Source organism: Allocoleopsis franciscana PCC 7113 (assembly GCF_000317515.1).
Classification (GTDB): domain Bacteria; phylum Cyanobacteriota; class Cyanobacteriia; order Cyanobacteriales; family Coleofasciculaceae; genus Allocoleopsis; species Allocoleopsis franciscana.
Window position 1 is genome coordinate 7,375,753 of the sequence record NC_019738.1, and the last position, 16,027, is coordinate 7,391,779.

The window sequence follows — 16,027 nt, forward strand, 5'->3', positions numbered from 1 at the left end:
TACTGAATTACTCCAAGGGAGCTATTAGTATCAGTGGACACTCTTGCCATTAGGGAATGCGTAGCCACATAGTTACAAAAAAGCCCTCTTGAGGCAGTTAAGAGGGCCTACTTCTACACTCATCTATAAGCCTACTAAGCGAGTGTGAATAATTTGTGAAATGAAGTAAAAATATCTAAATCTTGCAGAATTTGGCAAAAAAATGCTCCCCCTTGCCACAGGGAGAGCTTTAGATAGGTGATTACCGAAACAATTAAAGTCTATCCATCGAGTGTGAAAAATTTGTGAAAAATGACGATTGCACATTTTTCGGTAAAAAGCTAACCCTAAAAGACTCTCTCTACACTTCTCAATCCGATGGTATTGAACTGAAGAGGGAAGTGAGCAATTTAATATGAAGAAAATGTGAAGAATTTATGAAGTTTGGGAGAACGATATCCCGAAAGTGTAAAGAACACGATGCCACTTGATCCACTTCTACAAAGCATTGAAGTTACGAAAGCATTGGGAAGACATGTTCTTACAAGTCCCAAGCAAAAAGCTCAGCTATGATAACTGAGCTTATAGAGTATGCTTTTGACTGATAATTGAGTGCGCTCTTCACTCTTCTAGCATGACCTTGAGTTCCTCTATTTTCCTCTGCTCATGGGACAGTCTTTTTTCTGGCTCACGGCTCACCCCTTACGGGTCTAATCAAGGTATTCTAGAGTTTTTTCTCGTCTCTTCTTCCCCTTGTGCCTTAGGGATTATTGACCTCATTGGCTCACAGAGAACTTACATTCCCACATTAATGGTAGTTCATCGCCAATGACACTCATTCTGGAAGGTTGAGTTGTTGAAAACCGCACTGGAAAGGTAGTCCGAGTTGACAACAAACTAAACTATACAACAACCATCTGACGAGTCTGACTATCCTGTCTTACTGGATTTTCAAGTGTTAGACTCCCATCCTTTAAAAAATTAATCTCAATCGACTCACATCCTAAGCCATATTCATCAAATTGGAATTGAGAATTAAGATACTCAGCGAAAGAAACAGAGGAAACAAATTTTGAACCCACACAGCAGGAAACACCGTTAGAGTAGTTAATTTTGACGAGCATATAAGTTCTTCTCTGTCTAAGAATGAGCTTGATATTCTAAGATCTTAGTGGCGCAATGTGAATATTTTGTGATAGCCCAGATTAATCGAGAGACAGGAAAGCCTAATTGGCAAAAAACATGTTTTGTACGGATTATTTGTAAAGAAATTAGAAGTTTCAATGGCTTATTTGTTTTGGGCGAAATCGTTGAGAATCGCCTCCGCTTGGGGAGGAATTTCAGTAATTAGGCGCATGGGAAAGCGCTCAGTGGAAACCAATTGAGCATACTCTGGTGTGAGAAAAATAGCGTATTGGCTTGCCTCATTCGTTAGTTGTGCCGCCATCGCCAGCACGATCGCTTTGACGTAGTTGCGAACTTCAATTGATTGCTCACCGACAATTTCACCGCCACTATATAGGGTACTCGGTTCACGCGCCTGAGCCACAGTTGTGTCGGGGTCTTTCACACTCAAATGGGTGGCACCCACAAAACCAACCAGCCATTTGGGAGAGGGGAGTTGATCAAAGGGTATCACCTGCTCCGGTAAAATGGGCGTTGTCTTATCGGCGGAAGCGGCTGTAATTAAGGTGGGAACGGTCACTTTACTCAAGCCGGTTTCACCAAACAGCAAAGAGGCAGTAGGAGAAAGTGCGATCGCGGCTTTTATCCTAGGATCGCCTAGTTGGTAGCGCTCTTCGGGAAGCCCTTCAGCAAAGCATTGTGCATTTTCTCCCAGACTATTAGCCAGCACGTTTCCAGGACAGCGTTCTTTCAACGAAGTAAGCTGTAACTCTGCGCCGGCAAGGGATAGAGAAGTAGAACCTCCGAAGGAATAGCCCACGATTAGGGTGCGATTGGGTGCTAGTTTCCCTTGGAGTGGCCCTGATTTTTGGTTGAGCGATTCGAGTTCATCCAGAACAAAGCTAATATCCTTAGGCCGATTTAAAAACTCTTGGGCTTCTAATATTGGAGCTTTCAGCGCGAGTGCTTGCTTCACATGAGTTTCATTGCTGCCCGGATGTTCCAAGGCAACGACAACATAGCCATAGGAGGCAAGATGCTGAGCGAGGTAACGCAAATCCGTGCGAACTGAACCCAATCCATGGGAAAAGACAATAATGGGTTTATCGGGGGAGGATTGGGTTGACCAATACACATCCACCGGAATTTCTCGACGGCGTTCCCGATCATTTAGGTTTAACGGCAACACCTGCACGGTGGCATTCCCCGGTTGAGTGGGGTCAAAGGGTAGATTAATCTGAGGACGTTGAGCCGCCAGTTGGGGAGCAATTGCCGCCATAAACGCCTGAGATTGCCAAAACGATTTATTAAAGTTTTCAGCAACCAGAAACGCCCGATCCAGATTAATTTCCAGTTTGGCAGTGGGATAGGCTTCAATAAAACTAATCAGAGACAGTCCTTTCGCCGCGTTAGCGCCCGAAACGAGTGCTGATTTGACCAATAGCTCACCTACCCGATCAGAGCGAGAGGTAGCGCTAGCCAGCGCTGAAACCAGGACATTACCACTTGGGGTATCGAGGAAGTTACGCACCGCTACCGGGTTCATGTTGAAATTGGCTCGGAATGCGGACAGAAGTGTCTCTTGTTCCTGAGGGCGCAACCTTCGTGCATAAGATTGGAGGCTGGATGAGGCTTTCCCGGTTTCAGCTAGGGTTTTAAGGTCAGCCAAGGGGATAGATTGGCTGGACGTGCCACGACGCACAACAACGGTTTGAGCCGCTTGCACGGCGGTGGTTGCTCCCTGGATGAGACTCAGGGAAATCGCGCCAACGACAGCGATCAGGGAGGACTGCCAATGAAAAATAGGTCGCATGAACCGATTCACCTTCCGCACTTCTAAATTCGAGCGGCTAATGTCTTGCGATGCGCTCTTCACACAAAGATTACGCTACTCTTCGTTACTCCAGCAATCCCAGAAACGTTTCAATCTGTTACTGATAGGAGTGAGCTAAATCATTGGCATTTAACGATTGATTCGCTTTAACTAACTGGGGCGCTAGGATTCGAACCTAGGAATGGCGGGACCAAAACCCGCTGCCTTACCACTTGGCTACGCCCCATTGCTGTAACCTTGATTATGGTAACAGTTAGTACCCGCCAAGTGTCAAGCCTTTTTCTAGAATTGGGAAGAAAAGTTGAAAGTTAGAAGGTTTTTTAGGTTGAAGGTTACCCAGTTCAGGAATTTTCTAATCTTCAACCTATCCCTACCCGTTCGGGGAAGGCTACGCGAACAACCTTCTAACCTCCAACCCAGTTCCCTCAAGCGGGGTAGATCCGCAAACGCCGATTCGGCTCATCCCCAAAACTATCGGACTTGAGGCGATAGTGTTCGACGAGTTCGTGTTGCATCTTACGCACTTTTGGCGATCGCGGCAGCAACTCGACCGGTTGTCCCTTGGGTAGCACAATTTGCTCTACCGCAAGGCGGGCTTCTTCGAGGGCTTCGATTTCGTCTTCAGTGCCACTTTGAGTAAACAAGCGTAAGTCAGTGACCTCCGGCATACTGGGGTCATCCATATCCAGCATGTGCCGCAAGGCACGGGTAATCTGAGGGATCGTACTCGATTTCACCGAGTGAATGGGCACATGACGAGCTTTAGCAATAGAGCGCAGCTTACCGTGGTTTTTAACATGCGATCGCAAACTCAACACCGCATCCGCACTATCCATATCCTTGGTCAATACCACCGGCAAGTTGAGCACCTGAATCACCTGCTCCAATTGATGACGACTCACGCCATAGGGATAAATATGCAACGGCAAATCTTCCCCATTAGGCCCAGGCATTCTCACCCCATTGGCAAAGTCATCTTGCTCTTGCCAGGATTGATTGAGCAACTGTTCAAAGTTGCGATTTTCGGAATACGGTTCTGCTAATGGACGGGATAAAGGTTTCATCTGTCCAGACGAGCGCCAACCCGTTGATTTGGCCTGAACAGAAGAGAGTCCAGCTCGATTCGGCGGCGTGGCGACGGGTGCCGTCGGGAATTCACGGGTAATCGTCACCTTGCCATTTTCATGCGCCGTCCTCACTTGCGGATTCGGTTGGCGACCTCGCAGCAAGTCATCGACGGTATCCGAAACACTCTCATGAACAACCCAGCGCTGCCGCTCCAGCATTTCGATCGCAATATCAAAGGTTGGGGGAGCTTTACGCTCTAAAACCGTTTTCTGAGAGCCTCGGCGTCTGGCTTCATCATCCCCCAGCGTTACAGCCTGGATACCACCCACCAAATCGGAAAGGGTAGGATTTTTAATCAAGTTTTCAATGCGATTGCCGTGAGCCGTGCCTACTAGCTGCACACCTCGTTCCGCAATGGTTCGAGCCGCCAGCGCCTCAAGTTCCGTGCCAATTTCATCAATCACGATGACTTCAGGCATGTGATTTTCCACCGCTTCAATCATCACCTGATGTTGAAGTTCAGGGCGGGCGACTTGCATCCGTCTAGCGCGACCAATCGCTGGATGAGGAATATCCCCATCCCCTGCAATTTCGTTGGAGGTATCGATAATCACAACCCGTTTATGCAAATCATCCGCCAATACCCTGGCAATTTCCCGCAAAGCTGTCGTTTTACCCACACCCGGACGCCCCAGCATCAGAATCGACTGACCGGTTTCCACCAAGTCACGAATCATGCCGATGGTGCCAAAAACGGCTCGACCCACACGGCAGGTTAAGCCAATAATTTCACCGGGACGGTTGCGAATCGCGCTAATTCGGTGCAGGGTTCGCTCAATGCCCGCACGGTTATCTCCACTAAAGTGTCCCACGCGCTGGACACAGTGATTAATTTGTTCTTGAGTGATTGGGGTTTCCAAAAGGTACTCCGCCCCCTGAGGAAAGCGTACCTCTGGAAAGCGACCCAAATCCATGACCACTTCAATCAGACGGTCTTGCTGGGGGTGTTGCTCCAATACTGAGCGAATTTCTTCGGGTAAAATGTCCAGCAACTTTTGCAGGTCGTCTGTAATCTGCATTCTTTGCGAAGTAATGTTTTCTGGTAAAACCGATGATTCTTGATTAGATAGCACTTTTTGATCGGAGGGATTGATTTCGTGGGAATACACCATAGGGTCGTGTCCAAACAGCATTGGCTGCTCTTAGGGGTGGGCGTTTTGAAAATCTGTGTTTATTCAATGTTCGGGTTTGGTTTTATCTGAGTTGGGGTCATGTTTTTGAGAGAATTTTAACTGGGAAACTAAAGAATGAGCGGTTTCTACTGCTTGCCAAAGTAGCCTGGGGGACTCTTCCAGGCATCCAAGGCTTGGATTTTGCAGTGATATGAGATTGGCATCAGCGGCTTCCCCCCTAGGTTGTTCTAATTTCTCTAGAATCGGTGAAAGTAGGACACGAGCATAACTGCCGTAAGCAATACCCGCTACATGGGTTTTTGGATTTTGGATGTGATTAACGGGTTCATCTGGGTGATTCCTCCTTCCCTGTTCATTCAGAAGTCCAACATCTCTTAACTTCATGACCGTATGATCATTCGTACCCCCCGCAAGCTGGACGTATCCGGGCAATCTCGCGGCAAGGACTTTCTGAGAAAGCTTGACAGCGGCGCGAGTAGCACCCATGCCAATATCTCCGCTCATGGGACGACCATCAGTTTGCCAAACTAAGGGACAGGGTAGGGGCATAATCAGGTCGTGCAGCGCCCAGAGGTAATCCATTAAACCGTCACCATCTGGACAGCTAATCGCTAGGAGTTTGAGCCGATTCACCCACGGCGCGATCGCTTTCCATAAGCGTTGAAAATCTGTGAAGTGACCGACTTTCGTATGGATTTCTAGGGCGTCAACACCAGCAGGAAGAATCAGTTGTGCGATCGCCTCCGGCGCAAAAACATAGGAGCGAGGATATATGATCTGACTCGGACAAATCGGCAGACATCGACCACAACCATAGCAACGTTGGTCGATTACTCCAGAGAAGCCCTGAATCGATTTTAGGTTTTCGTCTGCCCTTGATAAGGGAGTAAATTTTGGATTCTCTGCCCAATCATGTGTGTTTTCGCTACCAATTCGAGCTTGGTGATGTGAGAGGTTAGAACTTACCCCTGCTGTAAATTGGCTTCCCTGTTCTCCGGTTGCGGTTTGGAAAACAATCGCTTGTGCTGGGCAAATCTTTTCGCAAGGACGAGGACAGTCTGCCGGACACAATTGGGGGTCAAATTCGGCTTTGCGAAAATGCGGGTCTTCCCCATCATTTAAGCTCACCATCAGCAATGGTCGGTGACTGAATCCAAATCCTCGCACTTGGGCTTCCTCACCTAGTTCAGTGGCTACTTGTAAGGCGTCTAGTGCCGACGCAATCACTGCCGGGTCGGCTGCGACATCAATACAATCAGCACCGGCGAGGGTGTAAGCCAAGGTGAGGTTTCGGACAGCAGGGAGGTGTTGAAAGCTAGCTCCGCAGATTAGCTTAAACCAGTTACCTTCCCTTAAGGAGCGTAATGGATAGTACAGTTCAGTCACCCCTATATGCTAAATCCTTGAGAAAAAAATGGGGAGGTGAAATTTCCCGACTTGTTCCTTGAAGAGGGCTGAGGGCGGAAGTCCCAATGGAGCTAATCAAGCTGTGCGATCGCCCCGAATTTCCCCTTAGATGTGTAGATATGGGGAACCCTACCAGCGTTTCACCCTAAATCTGGGGGTTAGCACCTAACTCGGTGACCTAAAAAATAGCGAGGAGATGGCTCCTCGGCTATGATTAATTTTCTTTACGTTGTCGTCCAAAACCCACTAGGGTTCATCTTCTAATCATTGATGGCGTTCAGCAAGACTTCTGATAAAGATAGATCAGCCATGTCATCCATCGTAATGGCGTCACAAATATCAAATTTGGCTCCGACCCCTTGCAACTGATCGTCTAACGCCTTGAGAAACTGAGTTGCAGTTGGGTCATTACCCACTTGAATCATCGAAATTCCTAGTTCTTCATCTCGTTCCATCTGCCGAGAGGCTTCAACAATCGCGACCATCACACCTTTGCGGTCATCCGGTTCCCCATCGGTTATCACCAATATGGTTTCTCCACCAGGCTTGGTTTGTCCAGCCGCTTTATGTTGAAAGTAGCGATCGGTCGCATCTTTGAGTACAGCCGCCAGATTGGTGGTACCCGCCGGGTCATTTTCTTGAAAAATTTGTGCCACCTTACTAGAGGTGACATTGTCGTAGCGTTTAAAGCGACTGGAAAACAGGTAAACCGTAATTCCATCCGGATCGAATTGTTCACACTTTCTCGCCAACGCTAAGGTAGATTCCTGTGCTGCCTCCCAGCGACTTCGTCCACCCGCTTGGTCGGGAGTGGACATACTGCCGCTCTTGTCAATGATTAGGGTGTAATCACGGTCTTGCACAATCTAAAGTCTCCTGCGAATAACTTAATCGTTGATGGCGTTCAGCAACACTTCCGCCAAAGACATATTCTCCATGTCATCCAGCGTCACTGTATCTACAATGTCGAACTGTGCCCCAGCACCTTGCAGTTCATCGTCTAGTGCTTTGAGGAAACGAGTGGCAGTGGCATCGCTACCCACTTGAATCAGCGAAATCCCCAGTTCTTCATCTCGTTCCATGTGCCGTGATGCCTCAATGATGACTCGCATCACCGCTTTACGGTCATCCGGTTCCCCATCAGTGATGACTAAAATTGTTTCTCCGTTCGGCTTCGTTGCACCAGATGCCTTGCGTTGAAAGTAATTATCAGTAGCATCCTTCAGCACGCTGGCAAGGTCAGTGGTACCCATCGGGTCGTTTTCCATAAAAATCTGAGCGACTTTGTTAGCCGTCACATTTTCGTAACGCTTAAAGCGACCGGAAAACAGGTAAACGGTAATTCCATCTGGATCGAATTGTTCACATTTTCTAGCCAGTGCCAAGGTCGATTCTTGGGCAATGTCCCAACGGCTTCTTCCACCCGCTTGATCCGGGGTAGACATGCTACCGCTCTTATCAATGATTAATGTATAGTCACGGTCTTCCACAATAGAACCTCCCATAGTGAGAATTTACCTCCCGTGATGGTCACAGTTTCCTCTCTAAGCCTATACGACTCCCGGATGAATTTTACCCATGAGTTTCTCGTAAGGCCGTCAAATAATCAATTGCGGCATCTAACTTAGAAGGATAAGAATAAGAAAACTCTTCAAACCACAAACCTTCTTCCGAGCGAGAATTTAGTTTTTTTAACCATTCCGTTGCTTCTTGAGTCAGTGCCTCTCGTTTCCTTTTGCGCCTCTGCTCTTCCTTGATTTGTTCTTCTCTCAGTTGTTGTTCTTTTTGAAGCTGTTCTTCTCTTAGTTGTTGCTGCTTTTTAAGTTCCTCTGCTTGCTCTTTTTCCTCAAACTCAGCCCGAACATCAGCTAATAAATTTTCCTCAGCTAAACTGAGAAAATTGCTCTGAATAGATTGGGAGTGATAAGTCGGAGAAACAGGTGGTGGAGATTGAAAGTCTTCTTCCTTAAAAAGAGGCTCTTTTTGGGGTTTTAATCCTAGCTCTTTTTCTTGATACTCCGCTTTGACTTGAGCTAATAAGTCATCGATTGATTCCATGAGTTTGACCCTCAGCTAAAACACTTGTAATTGTGCCTACCTAGTCTGTAATGGCATTGAGTAAAACTTCTGTTAAGGTCATGTCTTCCATGTCCTCCATAGTCACTGTGTCCACAATGTCAAACTTGGCACCAGCGCTTTGGAGTTCGTCATCTAATATTTTGAGAAATTTGGTAGCTTGGGCATCGGTGCCAACTTGAATGAAGGAAATGGCTAATTCTTCATCCCGTTCCATCCGCCTGGATGCTTCTATAATGACCTTCATGACAGCTTTGCGGTCATCGGGTTCACCATCGGTAACAACTAGGATTGTCTCTCCGTTTGGCTTAGTCTGACCAGCGGCCTTGCGTTGGAAGTAATTACTGGTAGCATCTTGTAACACGCTCGCTAAGTCAGTACGACCTGAGGGTTCATTTTCTTTAAAGACTTGGGTAACTTTGTTCGCGGTTACATTGTCGTAGCGTTTGAAGCGACCGGAAAACAAGTACACCGTGATCCCGTCTGGGTCAAATTCTTCGCATTTACTGGCTAAGGCGAGGCTAGACTCTTGCATGGTTTCCCAGCGGCTTTTATTACCCAACTGGTCACGAGTCGCCATGCTGCCGCTTTTGTCGATGATTAATGTATAGTCGCGCTGCTCTAGCATGAAAATCTCCCCCAATCTGCTCAGTATGTTTTAAGGGTATCAAAACCCGTAATCTGAGCTACAAGTTGAGGGAGGATTAAAGTCGTTGGGCTTGGGATATATTGGCGTTTGAGCTAACTCGCTAAGACCATTTCCGATAAGGCATCTTTGAGTGGCTTCCAACGGAAAGAGCGATCGCCACCCATTTCCACAGCCACTTTGACTCGCGGTTCTTGTTGGGGCAAAGTGATTAGATATTCCACTTCCTGACTCGACAGGATATTGCCTTCAATCAGCCACAGCACTAAGCCTTTAGACTTCGGAGGCAAATGTTCTAGTTGGTAGGTCAGAACGGGTGGCAGATAATAAACCCTAATATCTTTTTTGCCCAAATGAGGAGGACGCACACCGTGGACACCTGTCAGGTAGGTCGATAGGTCACCTAACCCTCTAGCGGTCATGCACAAACTGGCATAGCCTGCGGCGCGCAAGCGGCGTCGATAACGCCCCTCGAAGCCCCCTTCTAAGGGCATGTATATGGCGAGTGAACCCGATTGTTCCAAGTTGCGGATGAAGGAGTTGCCGGTCGTAATCAGTGCCATTTCTACCTCCCTTTTTTCCTTAAGTTTTATTAATGAGCATTAGGGACTTATTATATATAGATGATGGTCTTGTTTGCTGAAGAGTAAACGAGTCGCGAAAAAGTATCAAGAATAACTAGACAGATGTAGAAAAATAACTTATAGTATACGATTGTGACCAAAATGACAGTTGTTTAAAAGCAACTCAGATTGGGATAACCGCTGTTCTTTGAGCCGCAGGTTCAAGACCAGAATGTCTTTACAGTCGGTCATTTGTCTTCTCTGCCTTCAGGTTGAGGCAAAGCCAAAGGCCAGTGCTGTAAGAGAATCTGCCAGGTTCTTTGACTGACAGCTTCTGACTTATATGTACTTGCATATTCGCTGCGTAGGGATACTGAGGCGTTTACGGCTTAAGTCCCGGCGAACCAAGGTGACGCGGTTAGCCAGTACTGATCCCTAAAAACGGTTCACACAATCTGGTTCTTAAGTCTTACAGGGCTACCAGACGGCAAAAATTCCCCGAACTAAGGGAATTACCGTCTGGAAGTCAAACTGACAAAGTTCGTGGGATAGAGCGAATTCACAGAATATCGTTGAATCCTGCCCTGCTGTGATGTCTAAATTAAGGAGAAACCCGCCGTGTCTGTCGGTATCCTCGGCACTAAACTCGGCATGACCCAAATTTTCGATGAGGAAGGAAAAGCAATTCCTGTCACCGTCGTCCAAGCAGGTCCATGCACCGTAACCCAAATAAAAACCAAACAGACGGATGGCTATACCTCCGTTCAAATTGGTTATGACGAAGTCAAGCCCAAGGCACTCAACAAGCCAGAATTGGGGCACTTAGCCAAATCAAGCGCCCCACCCTTACGCCATCTGCGGGAGTACCGCTTGGATGACACCGCTTCATTTGAGCTAGGTCAAGCCCTAAAGGCGGATATTTTTACCGCTGGTCAAATTGTTGATGTCGCCGGAACCAGTATTGGTCGTGGCTTTGCCGGTTATCAAAAGCGCCACAACTTCAAGCGGGGACCGATGGCGCATGGTTCCAAAAACCACCGCTTACCCGGTTCGACTGGAGCTGGAACAACACCAGGCCGCACCTTTCCCGGAAAGAGAATGGCGGGTCGCCTCGGAGGCACAAGAGTGACCATCCGTAAGCTACAAGTCGTGCGCGTAGACACAGAACGCAATTTGCTGCTGATTAAAGGGGCTGTTCCCGGTAAACCAGGGGCGCTTTTGAGCATTGCACCGACAAATAAGGTCGGTCGATAGTCATGGTTCTGGTTCAGCGGTCATGACAATGAATTATGAGAAATGAGCCACGAACAAAAGGATAAATGACTAAGGACTAAGGACTAAAGATTATGGTTGATTGTGTGGTGCGAGACTGGCAAGGAGAAGAAGTCGGACAAGCGACTTTAGACTTGCGAGTTGCCAAAGAAGAAAGTGCGGCTCACGTCGTTCACCGAGCACTGGTGATGCAGATGACCAACGCTCGTCAAGGAACCGCTTCCACGAAAACCCGTGCTGAAGTTAGGGGGGGAGGACGCAAACCCTGGCGGCAAAAAGGAACCGGTCGAGCGCGTGCTGGCTCAAACCGTTCACCTCTGTGGCGCGGCGGCGGTGTAACCTTTGGTCCCAAACCCAGAGACTACAACATCAAAATGAACCGCAAAGAGCGCCGATTAGCTTTACGGACGGCGTTTCAGAGTCGCTCAGAAGATTTGATTGTGGTGAAAGACTTTGCTGACCAATTCCCACGACCTAAGACTAAAGAGTTGCTAGGAGCATTTGTTCGCTGGGGAATTGAGCCAGAAGTGAAGGTTCTCATCATCGTGCCGGAAATAGAAGAAATGGTCTATTTGTCAGCGCGAAACATCCCTACCGTTAAATTAATTGGCGCGAGCAGCTTGAATGTCTATGACCTACTCAATGCTGACAAAATCGTGACGACCGACACAGCTCTTGCCAAACTTCAGGAGGTTTACAGTGACTGAGTATGACCCCCGCTACCTTGCCGATCTGGTGCGGCGTCCCATTGTGACGGAGAAGGCAACTCTGCTATTGGAGCAGAATAAGTATGTCTTTGAAGTAATTCCCAAGGCGACCAAACCCCAAATCAAAGCGGCGATTGAAAGCCTTTTTGAGGTCAAGGTAACCAGTGTCAACACCTTAAATCCGCCGCGTAAAAAGCGTCGAGTTGGTAAATTTGTAGGTTACAAGGCTCAGTACAAAAAGGCTATTGTTACCTTAGCCGAAGGAGATTCGATTACCTTGTTCCCCGAAGTATAGGACACAGGACTGAGGAGCGGGAAAGTCGTAAGTGTGAATTTCAAATTTCATCTACCTCTAGTCCCAATCCTAAGTTTCCGAATCCCTAATCCCTAATACAGAGTAAATAAAGGATATTTGTTATGGGCATCCGTTCTTATCGGCCCTACACTCCCGGTACTCGTCAAGGTACGGTCTCAGATTTTGCCGAGATTACGCGGGGTGAGCCAGAAAAATCATTAGTTGAGTTCAAGCATCGCCCCAAGGGTCGCAACAATCGCGGTGTCATTACCAGTCGGCGTCGCGGGGGCGGACACAAACAGCTCTATCGCATCATTGACTTTCGCCGCGATAAGCGCAATATCCCAGCTAAAGTGGCAACCATTGAGTATGACCCTAACCGCAATGCTCGGATTGCACTTCTTTACTATCAAGATGGGGAAAAACGATATATTCTTCATCCCGATAAGCTAGCTGTAGGGACAACCGTAATATCGGGGCCCGAAGCTCCAATTGAGATTGGCAATGCTCTACCCCTGAAAAATATTCCTCTCGGTACCAACGTTCATAATGTTGAGCTGATTCCAGGACGGGGGGGTCAGATTGTGCGTGCCGCTGGCGCAACCGCTCAAGTCGTGGCGAAAGAGGGTGACTATGTTACCCTGAAACTTCCTTCGACTGAAGTCCGAATGATTCGTCGGGATTGTTACGCGACGATTGGACAAGTTGGGAACCTAGAACACAGAAACCTGAGTTTGGGTAAAGCTGGTCGCAACCGACACAGAGGTCGTCGTCCCAAGGTCAGAGGAAGCGTTATGAACCCGGTGGATCATCCACATGGCGGTGGTGAGGGAAGAGCACCCATTGGTCGCTCTGGCCCAGTCACACCTTGGGGTAAACCGGCTTTGGGCGCTAAAACCCGTAAAAAGAAAAAGCAAAGCTCTGCTTTAATTGTCCGGCGTCGGCGGAAGACCTCAAAACGAGGACGTGGCGGTCGTCAGTCTTAGGCACTTGGAAGGTTAGAAGGTTGCAGGGGAAGCTAGTAACACAACTTTTAACCTTCAACTTTTAACCTTCAACTGTTAACTTTCAATCTTTAACCTTTGAACCTTCAAACCTTCAACATTGAATTATGGGTCGTTCTTTAAAAAAAGGTCCTTTTGTCGCTGATAGTCTTCTCCGGAAGATTGAAGTTCTCAACTCGAGGGGAGAAAAACAGGTTATTAAAACCTGGTCACGAGCTTCAACCGTTTTGCCCCAAATGGTAGGCCATACGATCGCGATTCACAATGGACGGACTCATGTCCCAATTTTTATCAATGAACAAATGGTGGGGCATAAGCTGGGCGAATTTGCGCCAACTCGAACATTTCGAGGCCACTCCAAAAGTGACCGAAAAGCGGGACGCTAGAAGGATTTCGTTCCTCAAATTTTTAGAGTAAAGACAACTATGGCGATAGATACTACAGCAGAAACTAAAGCGATCGCACGATACATCCGCATGTCTCCCTTTAAGGTCAGGCGGGTTCTCGATCAAATTCGGGGTCGCTCGTACCGTGAAGCCCTGATTATTTTGGAGTTTATGCCTTATCGGGCTTGTGAACCCATTCTAAAAGTCCTGCGCTCCGCCGTCGCCAATGCTGAACATAATGCGGGTCTAGACCCAGCTAATCTGGTCATCACTCAAGCTTTTGCTGACATGGGTCCGAGCTTAAAGCGTTTTCGCCCAAGAGCTCAAGGTCGCGCTTATCAGATTCGCAAGCCAACTTGCCATATCACCGTGGCCGTTTCTCCAGATGTTAAGGGCGAATAAGGCGAGCCTTCTTTAGAACAGGAGATAACACAAGTTGTTCAGGTTGATTTTTTAGGGAATAAATCCAAGATTTTCTCAAAATCAACAACAAACAACTCATATTTTTTAGAAAAAAGGAAGGAGTCGTGGGACAGAAAATTCATCCAATTGGGTTTCGACTAGGTATTACGCAAGAGCATCGCTCTCGCTGGTTTGCCGACACCAAACGCTACCCCGAAATCCTTCAAGAAGACCATAAAATTCGGCAGTTTGTTGAACAAAAACTAAACAACGCTGGAATTGCTAACATTCGGATCGAACGCAAAGCTGACCAAGTGGATTTAGAAATTCACACCGCACGACCGGGCGTTGTTGTGGGTCGTGGGGGAGCGGGAATCGAGAATTTACGAGTCGGTCTTCAGGAAGCCTTGGGTGGGCATCGTCAAATTCGCATTAACGTGGTTGAAGTCGCACGAGTCGATGCGGATGCAGAACTGATTGCCGAATACATCGCTCAACAGCTAGAGCGAAGAGTTTCCTTCCGACGAGTAGTTCGTCAAGCCATTCAACGTGCCCAACGCGCTGATGTTCAAGGAATCAAAATCCAGGTCAGCGGTCGGTTAAATGGAGCAGAAATTGCTCGAACCGAGTGGACTCGTGAAGGCCGAGTTCCCTTACATACCCTACGCGCCAATATCGACTTTGCCTACCGTCAGGCGAAAACCATTTACGGAATTTTAGGTGTGAAGGTTTGGGTGTTCAAAGGGGAAGTCATTCCGGGTCAAGAGGAGCAGCCAGCTCAGCCGACCACTCAACCCCGCCGCCGCCAACAGCGACGCCGTCAGCAGTTTGAAGACCGCTCTAACGAATAGTCGTAGCTCATTCGTCATTGGTCATTAGTAACTGAAAACTGACTACTAATAACTAACACCTAACCGATCATGTTAAGTCCTAGAAGAACGAAATTCCGTAAACAGCAGCGCGGGCGGATGAAAGGTCTGGCTACTCGTGGCAGCACCTTAAACTTTGGTGACTTTGCGCTGCAAGCAACAGAACCGGCCTGGATTACAGCTCGTCAAATTGAAGCCGGTCGTCGTGCCATGACGCGCTATATCCGCCGGGGTGGAAACATCTGGATTCGTATTTTTCCAGATAAACCCGTCACTCAACGTGCGGCTGAAACTCGTATGGGTTCTGGTAAAGGTTCGCCAGAGTTTTGGGTAGCCGTTGTCAAGCCCGGTCGGATTCTCTATGAAATCGCTGGAGTTCCGGAAGAAACGGCCCGTGAGGCGATGCGTCTAGCGGCTAACAAATTGCCAATTAAAACGAAGTTCATTACCCGCGAAGGGGAACAGGTGTAAATCATGCCTCTGCCCAAAATTGAAGATGCCCGAAAAATGAGCGATGAGGAGCTCAATGATGCGATTTTAGCGGCGAAGCGTGAGCTATTTAATCTTCGCCTACAAAAGGCCACCCGACGCCTGGAAAAACCGCATCAGTTCAAGCACACTCGGCACCGCATTGGTCAAATGATGACAGTGGTTCGGGAACGCGAATTCGCGGCACGCCAGAGTGCTAATCAAGTGCCAGCAACCTCAGAAGCATCTGCTGCATCAAGTTCTAAAGCCTCAACTCAGGTGGCTGATGCCCCACAACCCGATCAAGAACAGGAGTAGAACCCGATGGCTGTTAAAGAAAGAGTCGGTGTGGTGGTCAGCGACAAAATGGATAAAACTGTCGTGGTCGCTGTTGAGAACCGCTCTCCCCACCCGAAATACGGCAAGATTGTCGTGAGGACAAAGCGATATAAAGCGCATGACGAAGAAAATCAGTGTAAGGAAGGCGACCGCGTTCGTATTCACGAAACACGACCGTTGAGCCGAACCAAACGCTGGAAAGTGGCGGAAATCCTCACCCATACTTCCCTAGCTTAAGCATTGTTGTTCGTTGTTAGTTCAAAGAGGACTAACAGCACACCCCCCAATAAGTTTACGGGCGTTAGCGTGACGCATAGCGATAGCGAGCACAGCTTTTCGTCAGCGGTAGTGAGTTTGCTCTGGTCAGCCTTCATGCCGATGACTTGTTGGTAAA

At 48.0% G+C, this 16,027-nt stretch carries 18 protein-coding genes and 1 tRNA gene; 10 read left to right on the forward strand and 9 right to left on the reverse strand.

All coding sequences use genetic code 11. The features are described 5' to 3' along the window. Positions 1-1,267: 1,267 nt before the first annotated feature. From MIC7113_RS30365 to ndhN, 9 genes are all read right to left on the reverse strand, one after another. Positions 1,268-2,917, reverse strand: coding sequence for an alpha/beta hydrolase (locus tag MIC7113_RS30365; RefSeq protein WP_015186024.1), 1,650 nt, complete (start codon positions 2,915-2,917; stop codon positions 1,268-1,270). A 175-nt stretch (positions 2,918-3,092) separates the two neighbouring features. Beyond that, a tRNA-Gln gene (locus tag MIC7113_RS30370) sits at positions 3,093-3,164 on the reverse strand. 199 nt (positions 3,165-3,363) lie between these two features. Next, positions 3,364-5,085, reverse strand: coding sequence for a R3H domain-containing nucleic acid-binding protein (locus tag MIC7113_RS30375; protein ID WP_155898288.1), 1,722 nt, complete (start codon positions 5,083-5,085; stop codon positions 3,364-3,366). A gap of 156 nt (positions 5,086-5,241) precedes the next feature. Continuing rightward, positions 5,242-6,585 carry a Light dependent period protein LdpA domain-containing protein gene (locus MIC7113_RS30380; RefSeq protein WP_015186026.1) on the reverse strand — a complete coding sequence of 448 codons (1,344 nt, stop codon included), beginning with the start codon at positions 6,583-6,585 and terminating at the stop codon, positions 5,242-5,244. A gap of 281 nt (positions 6,586-6,866) precedes the next feature. Beyond that, the gene (locus tag MIC7113_RS30385) at positions 6,867-7,472 is read right to left on the reverse strand and encodes a vWA domain-containing protein (protein ID WP_041780282.1); all 606 of its coding nucleotides are present in this window, start codon (positions 7,470-7,472) and stop codon (positions 6,867-6,869) included. Positions 7,473-7,493: 21 nt separating this feature from the next. Continuing rightward, positions 7,494-8,099, reverse strand: coding sequence for a vWA domain-containing protein (locus MIC7113_RS30390; RefSeq protein WP_041781462.1), 606 nt, complete (start codon positions 8,097-8,099; stop codon positions 7,494-7,496). Positions 8,100-8,178: 79 nt separating this feature from the next. Then, positions 8,179-8,664: a salt stress protein, Slr1339 family gene (locus MIC7113_RS30395; protein ID WP_015186029.1), complete on the reverse strand. Its 486-nt coding sequence runs from the start codon at positions 8,662-8,664 to the stop codon at positions 8,179-8,181. 40 nt (positions 8,665-8,704) lie between these two features. Continuing rightward, on the reverse strand, positions 8,705-9,310 hold the full coding sequence (locus MIC7113_RS30400; protein WP_015186030.1) for a vWA domain-containing protein: 606 nt from the start codon (positions 9,308-9,310) through the stop codon (positions 8,705-8,707). 113 nt (positions 9,311-9,423) lie between these two features. Further along, complete coding sequence (gene ndhN / locus MIC7113_RS30405; RefSeq protein ID WP_015186031.1) at positions 9,424-9,891, reverse strand: NAD(P)H-quinone oxidoreductase subunit N; 468 nt, start codon at positions 9,889-9,891, stop codon at positions 9,424-9,426. 618 nt (positions 9,892-10,509) lie between these two features. Here ndhN and rplC point away from each other — a divergent pair. The 10 genes from rplC (at position 10,510) to rpsQ (ending at position 15,870) form a co-directional block, all read left to right on the forward strand. Beyond that, entirely contained in the window at positions 10,510-11,145 is a 636-nt protein-coding gene (gene rplC, locus MIC7113_RS30410) for a 50S ribosomal protein L3 (protein ID WP_015186032.1), read from the forward strand. Between the two features lie 92 nt (positions 11,146-11,237). Then, positions 11,238-11,870 (forward strand): 50S ribosomal protein L4, encoded by a 633-nt coding sequence (rplD, locus tag MIC7113_RS30415; RefSeq protein WP_015186033.1) that lies wholly within the window; start codon positions 11,238-11,240, stop codon positions 11,868-11,870. Next, complete coding sequence (locus MIC7113_RS30420) at positions 11,863-12,165, forward strand: 50S ribosomal protein L23 (protein WP_015186034.1); 303 nt, start codon at positions 11,863-11,865, stop codon at positions 12,163-12,165. Before rplD ends, MIC7113_RS30420 begins: the two co-directional genes overlap by 8 nt. Before the next feature lie 122 nt (positions 12,166-12,287). Beyond that, positions 12,288-13,151 carry a 50S ribosomal protein L2 gene (gene rplB / locus MIC7113_RS30425; RefSeq protein WP_015186035.1) on the forward strand — a complete coding sequence of 288 codons (864 nt, stop codon included), beginning with the start codon at positions 12,288-12,290 and terminating at the stop codon, positions 13,149-13,151. A 125-nt stretch (positions 13,152-13,276) separates the two neighbouring features. Further along, entirely contained in the window at positions 13,277-13,555 is a 279-nt protein-coding gene (gene rpsS / locus MIC7113_RS30430) for a 30S ribosomal protein S19 (RefSeq protein ID WP_015186036.1), read from the forward strand. A 39-nt stretch (positions 13,556-13,594) separates the two neighbouring features. Next, complete coding sequence (gene rplV, locus MIC7113_RS30435; protein ID WP_015186037.1) at positions 13,595-13,957, forward strand: 50S ribosomal protein L22; 363 nt, start codon at positions 13,595-13,597, stop codon at positions 13,955-13,957. A 125-nt stretch (positions 13,958-14,082) separates the two neighbouring features. Beyond that, positions 14,083-14,808, forward strand: coding sequence for a 30S ribosomal protein S3 (rpsC, locus tag MIC7113_RS30440; protein WP_015186038.1), 726 nt, complete (start codon positions 14,083-14,085; stop codon positions 14,806-14,808). 69 nt (positions 14,809-14,877) lie between these two features. Next, positions 14,878-15,297, forward strand: a complete 420-nt coding sequence (rplP, locus tag MIC7113_RS30445; protein ID WP_015186039.1) for a 50S ribosomal protein L16 — start codon at positions 14,878-14,880, stop codon at positions 15,295-15,297. Positions 15,298-15,300: 3 nt separating this feature from the next. Continuing rightward, complete coding sequence (gene rpmC, locus MIC7113_RS30450; RefSeq protein WP_015186040.1) at positions 15,301-15,612, forward strand: 50S ribosomal protein L29; 312 nt, start codon at positions 15,301-15,303, stop codon at positions 15,610-15,612. 6 nt (positions 15,613-15,618) lie between these two features. Then, positions 15,619-15,870, forward strand: a complete 252-nt coding sequence (rpsQ, locus tag MIC7113_RS30455) for a 30S ribosomal protein S17 (protein ID WP_015186041.1) — start codon at positions 15,619-15,621, stop codon at positions 15,868-15,870. The last annotated feature ends 157 nt before the right edge of the window (positions 15,871-16,027 follow it).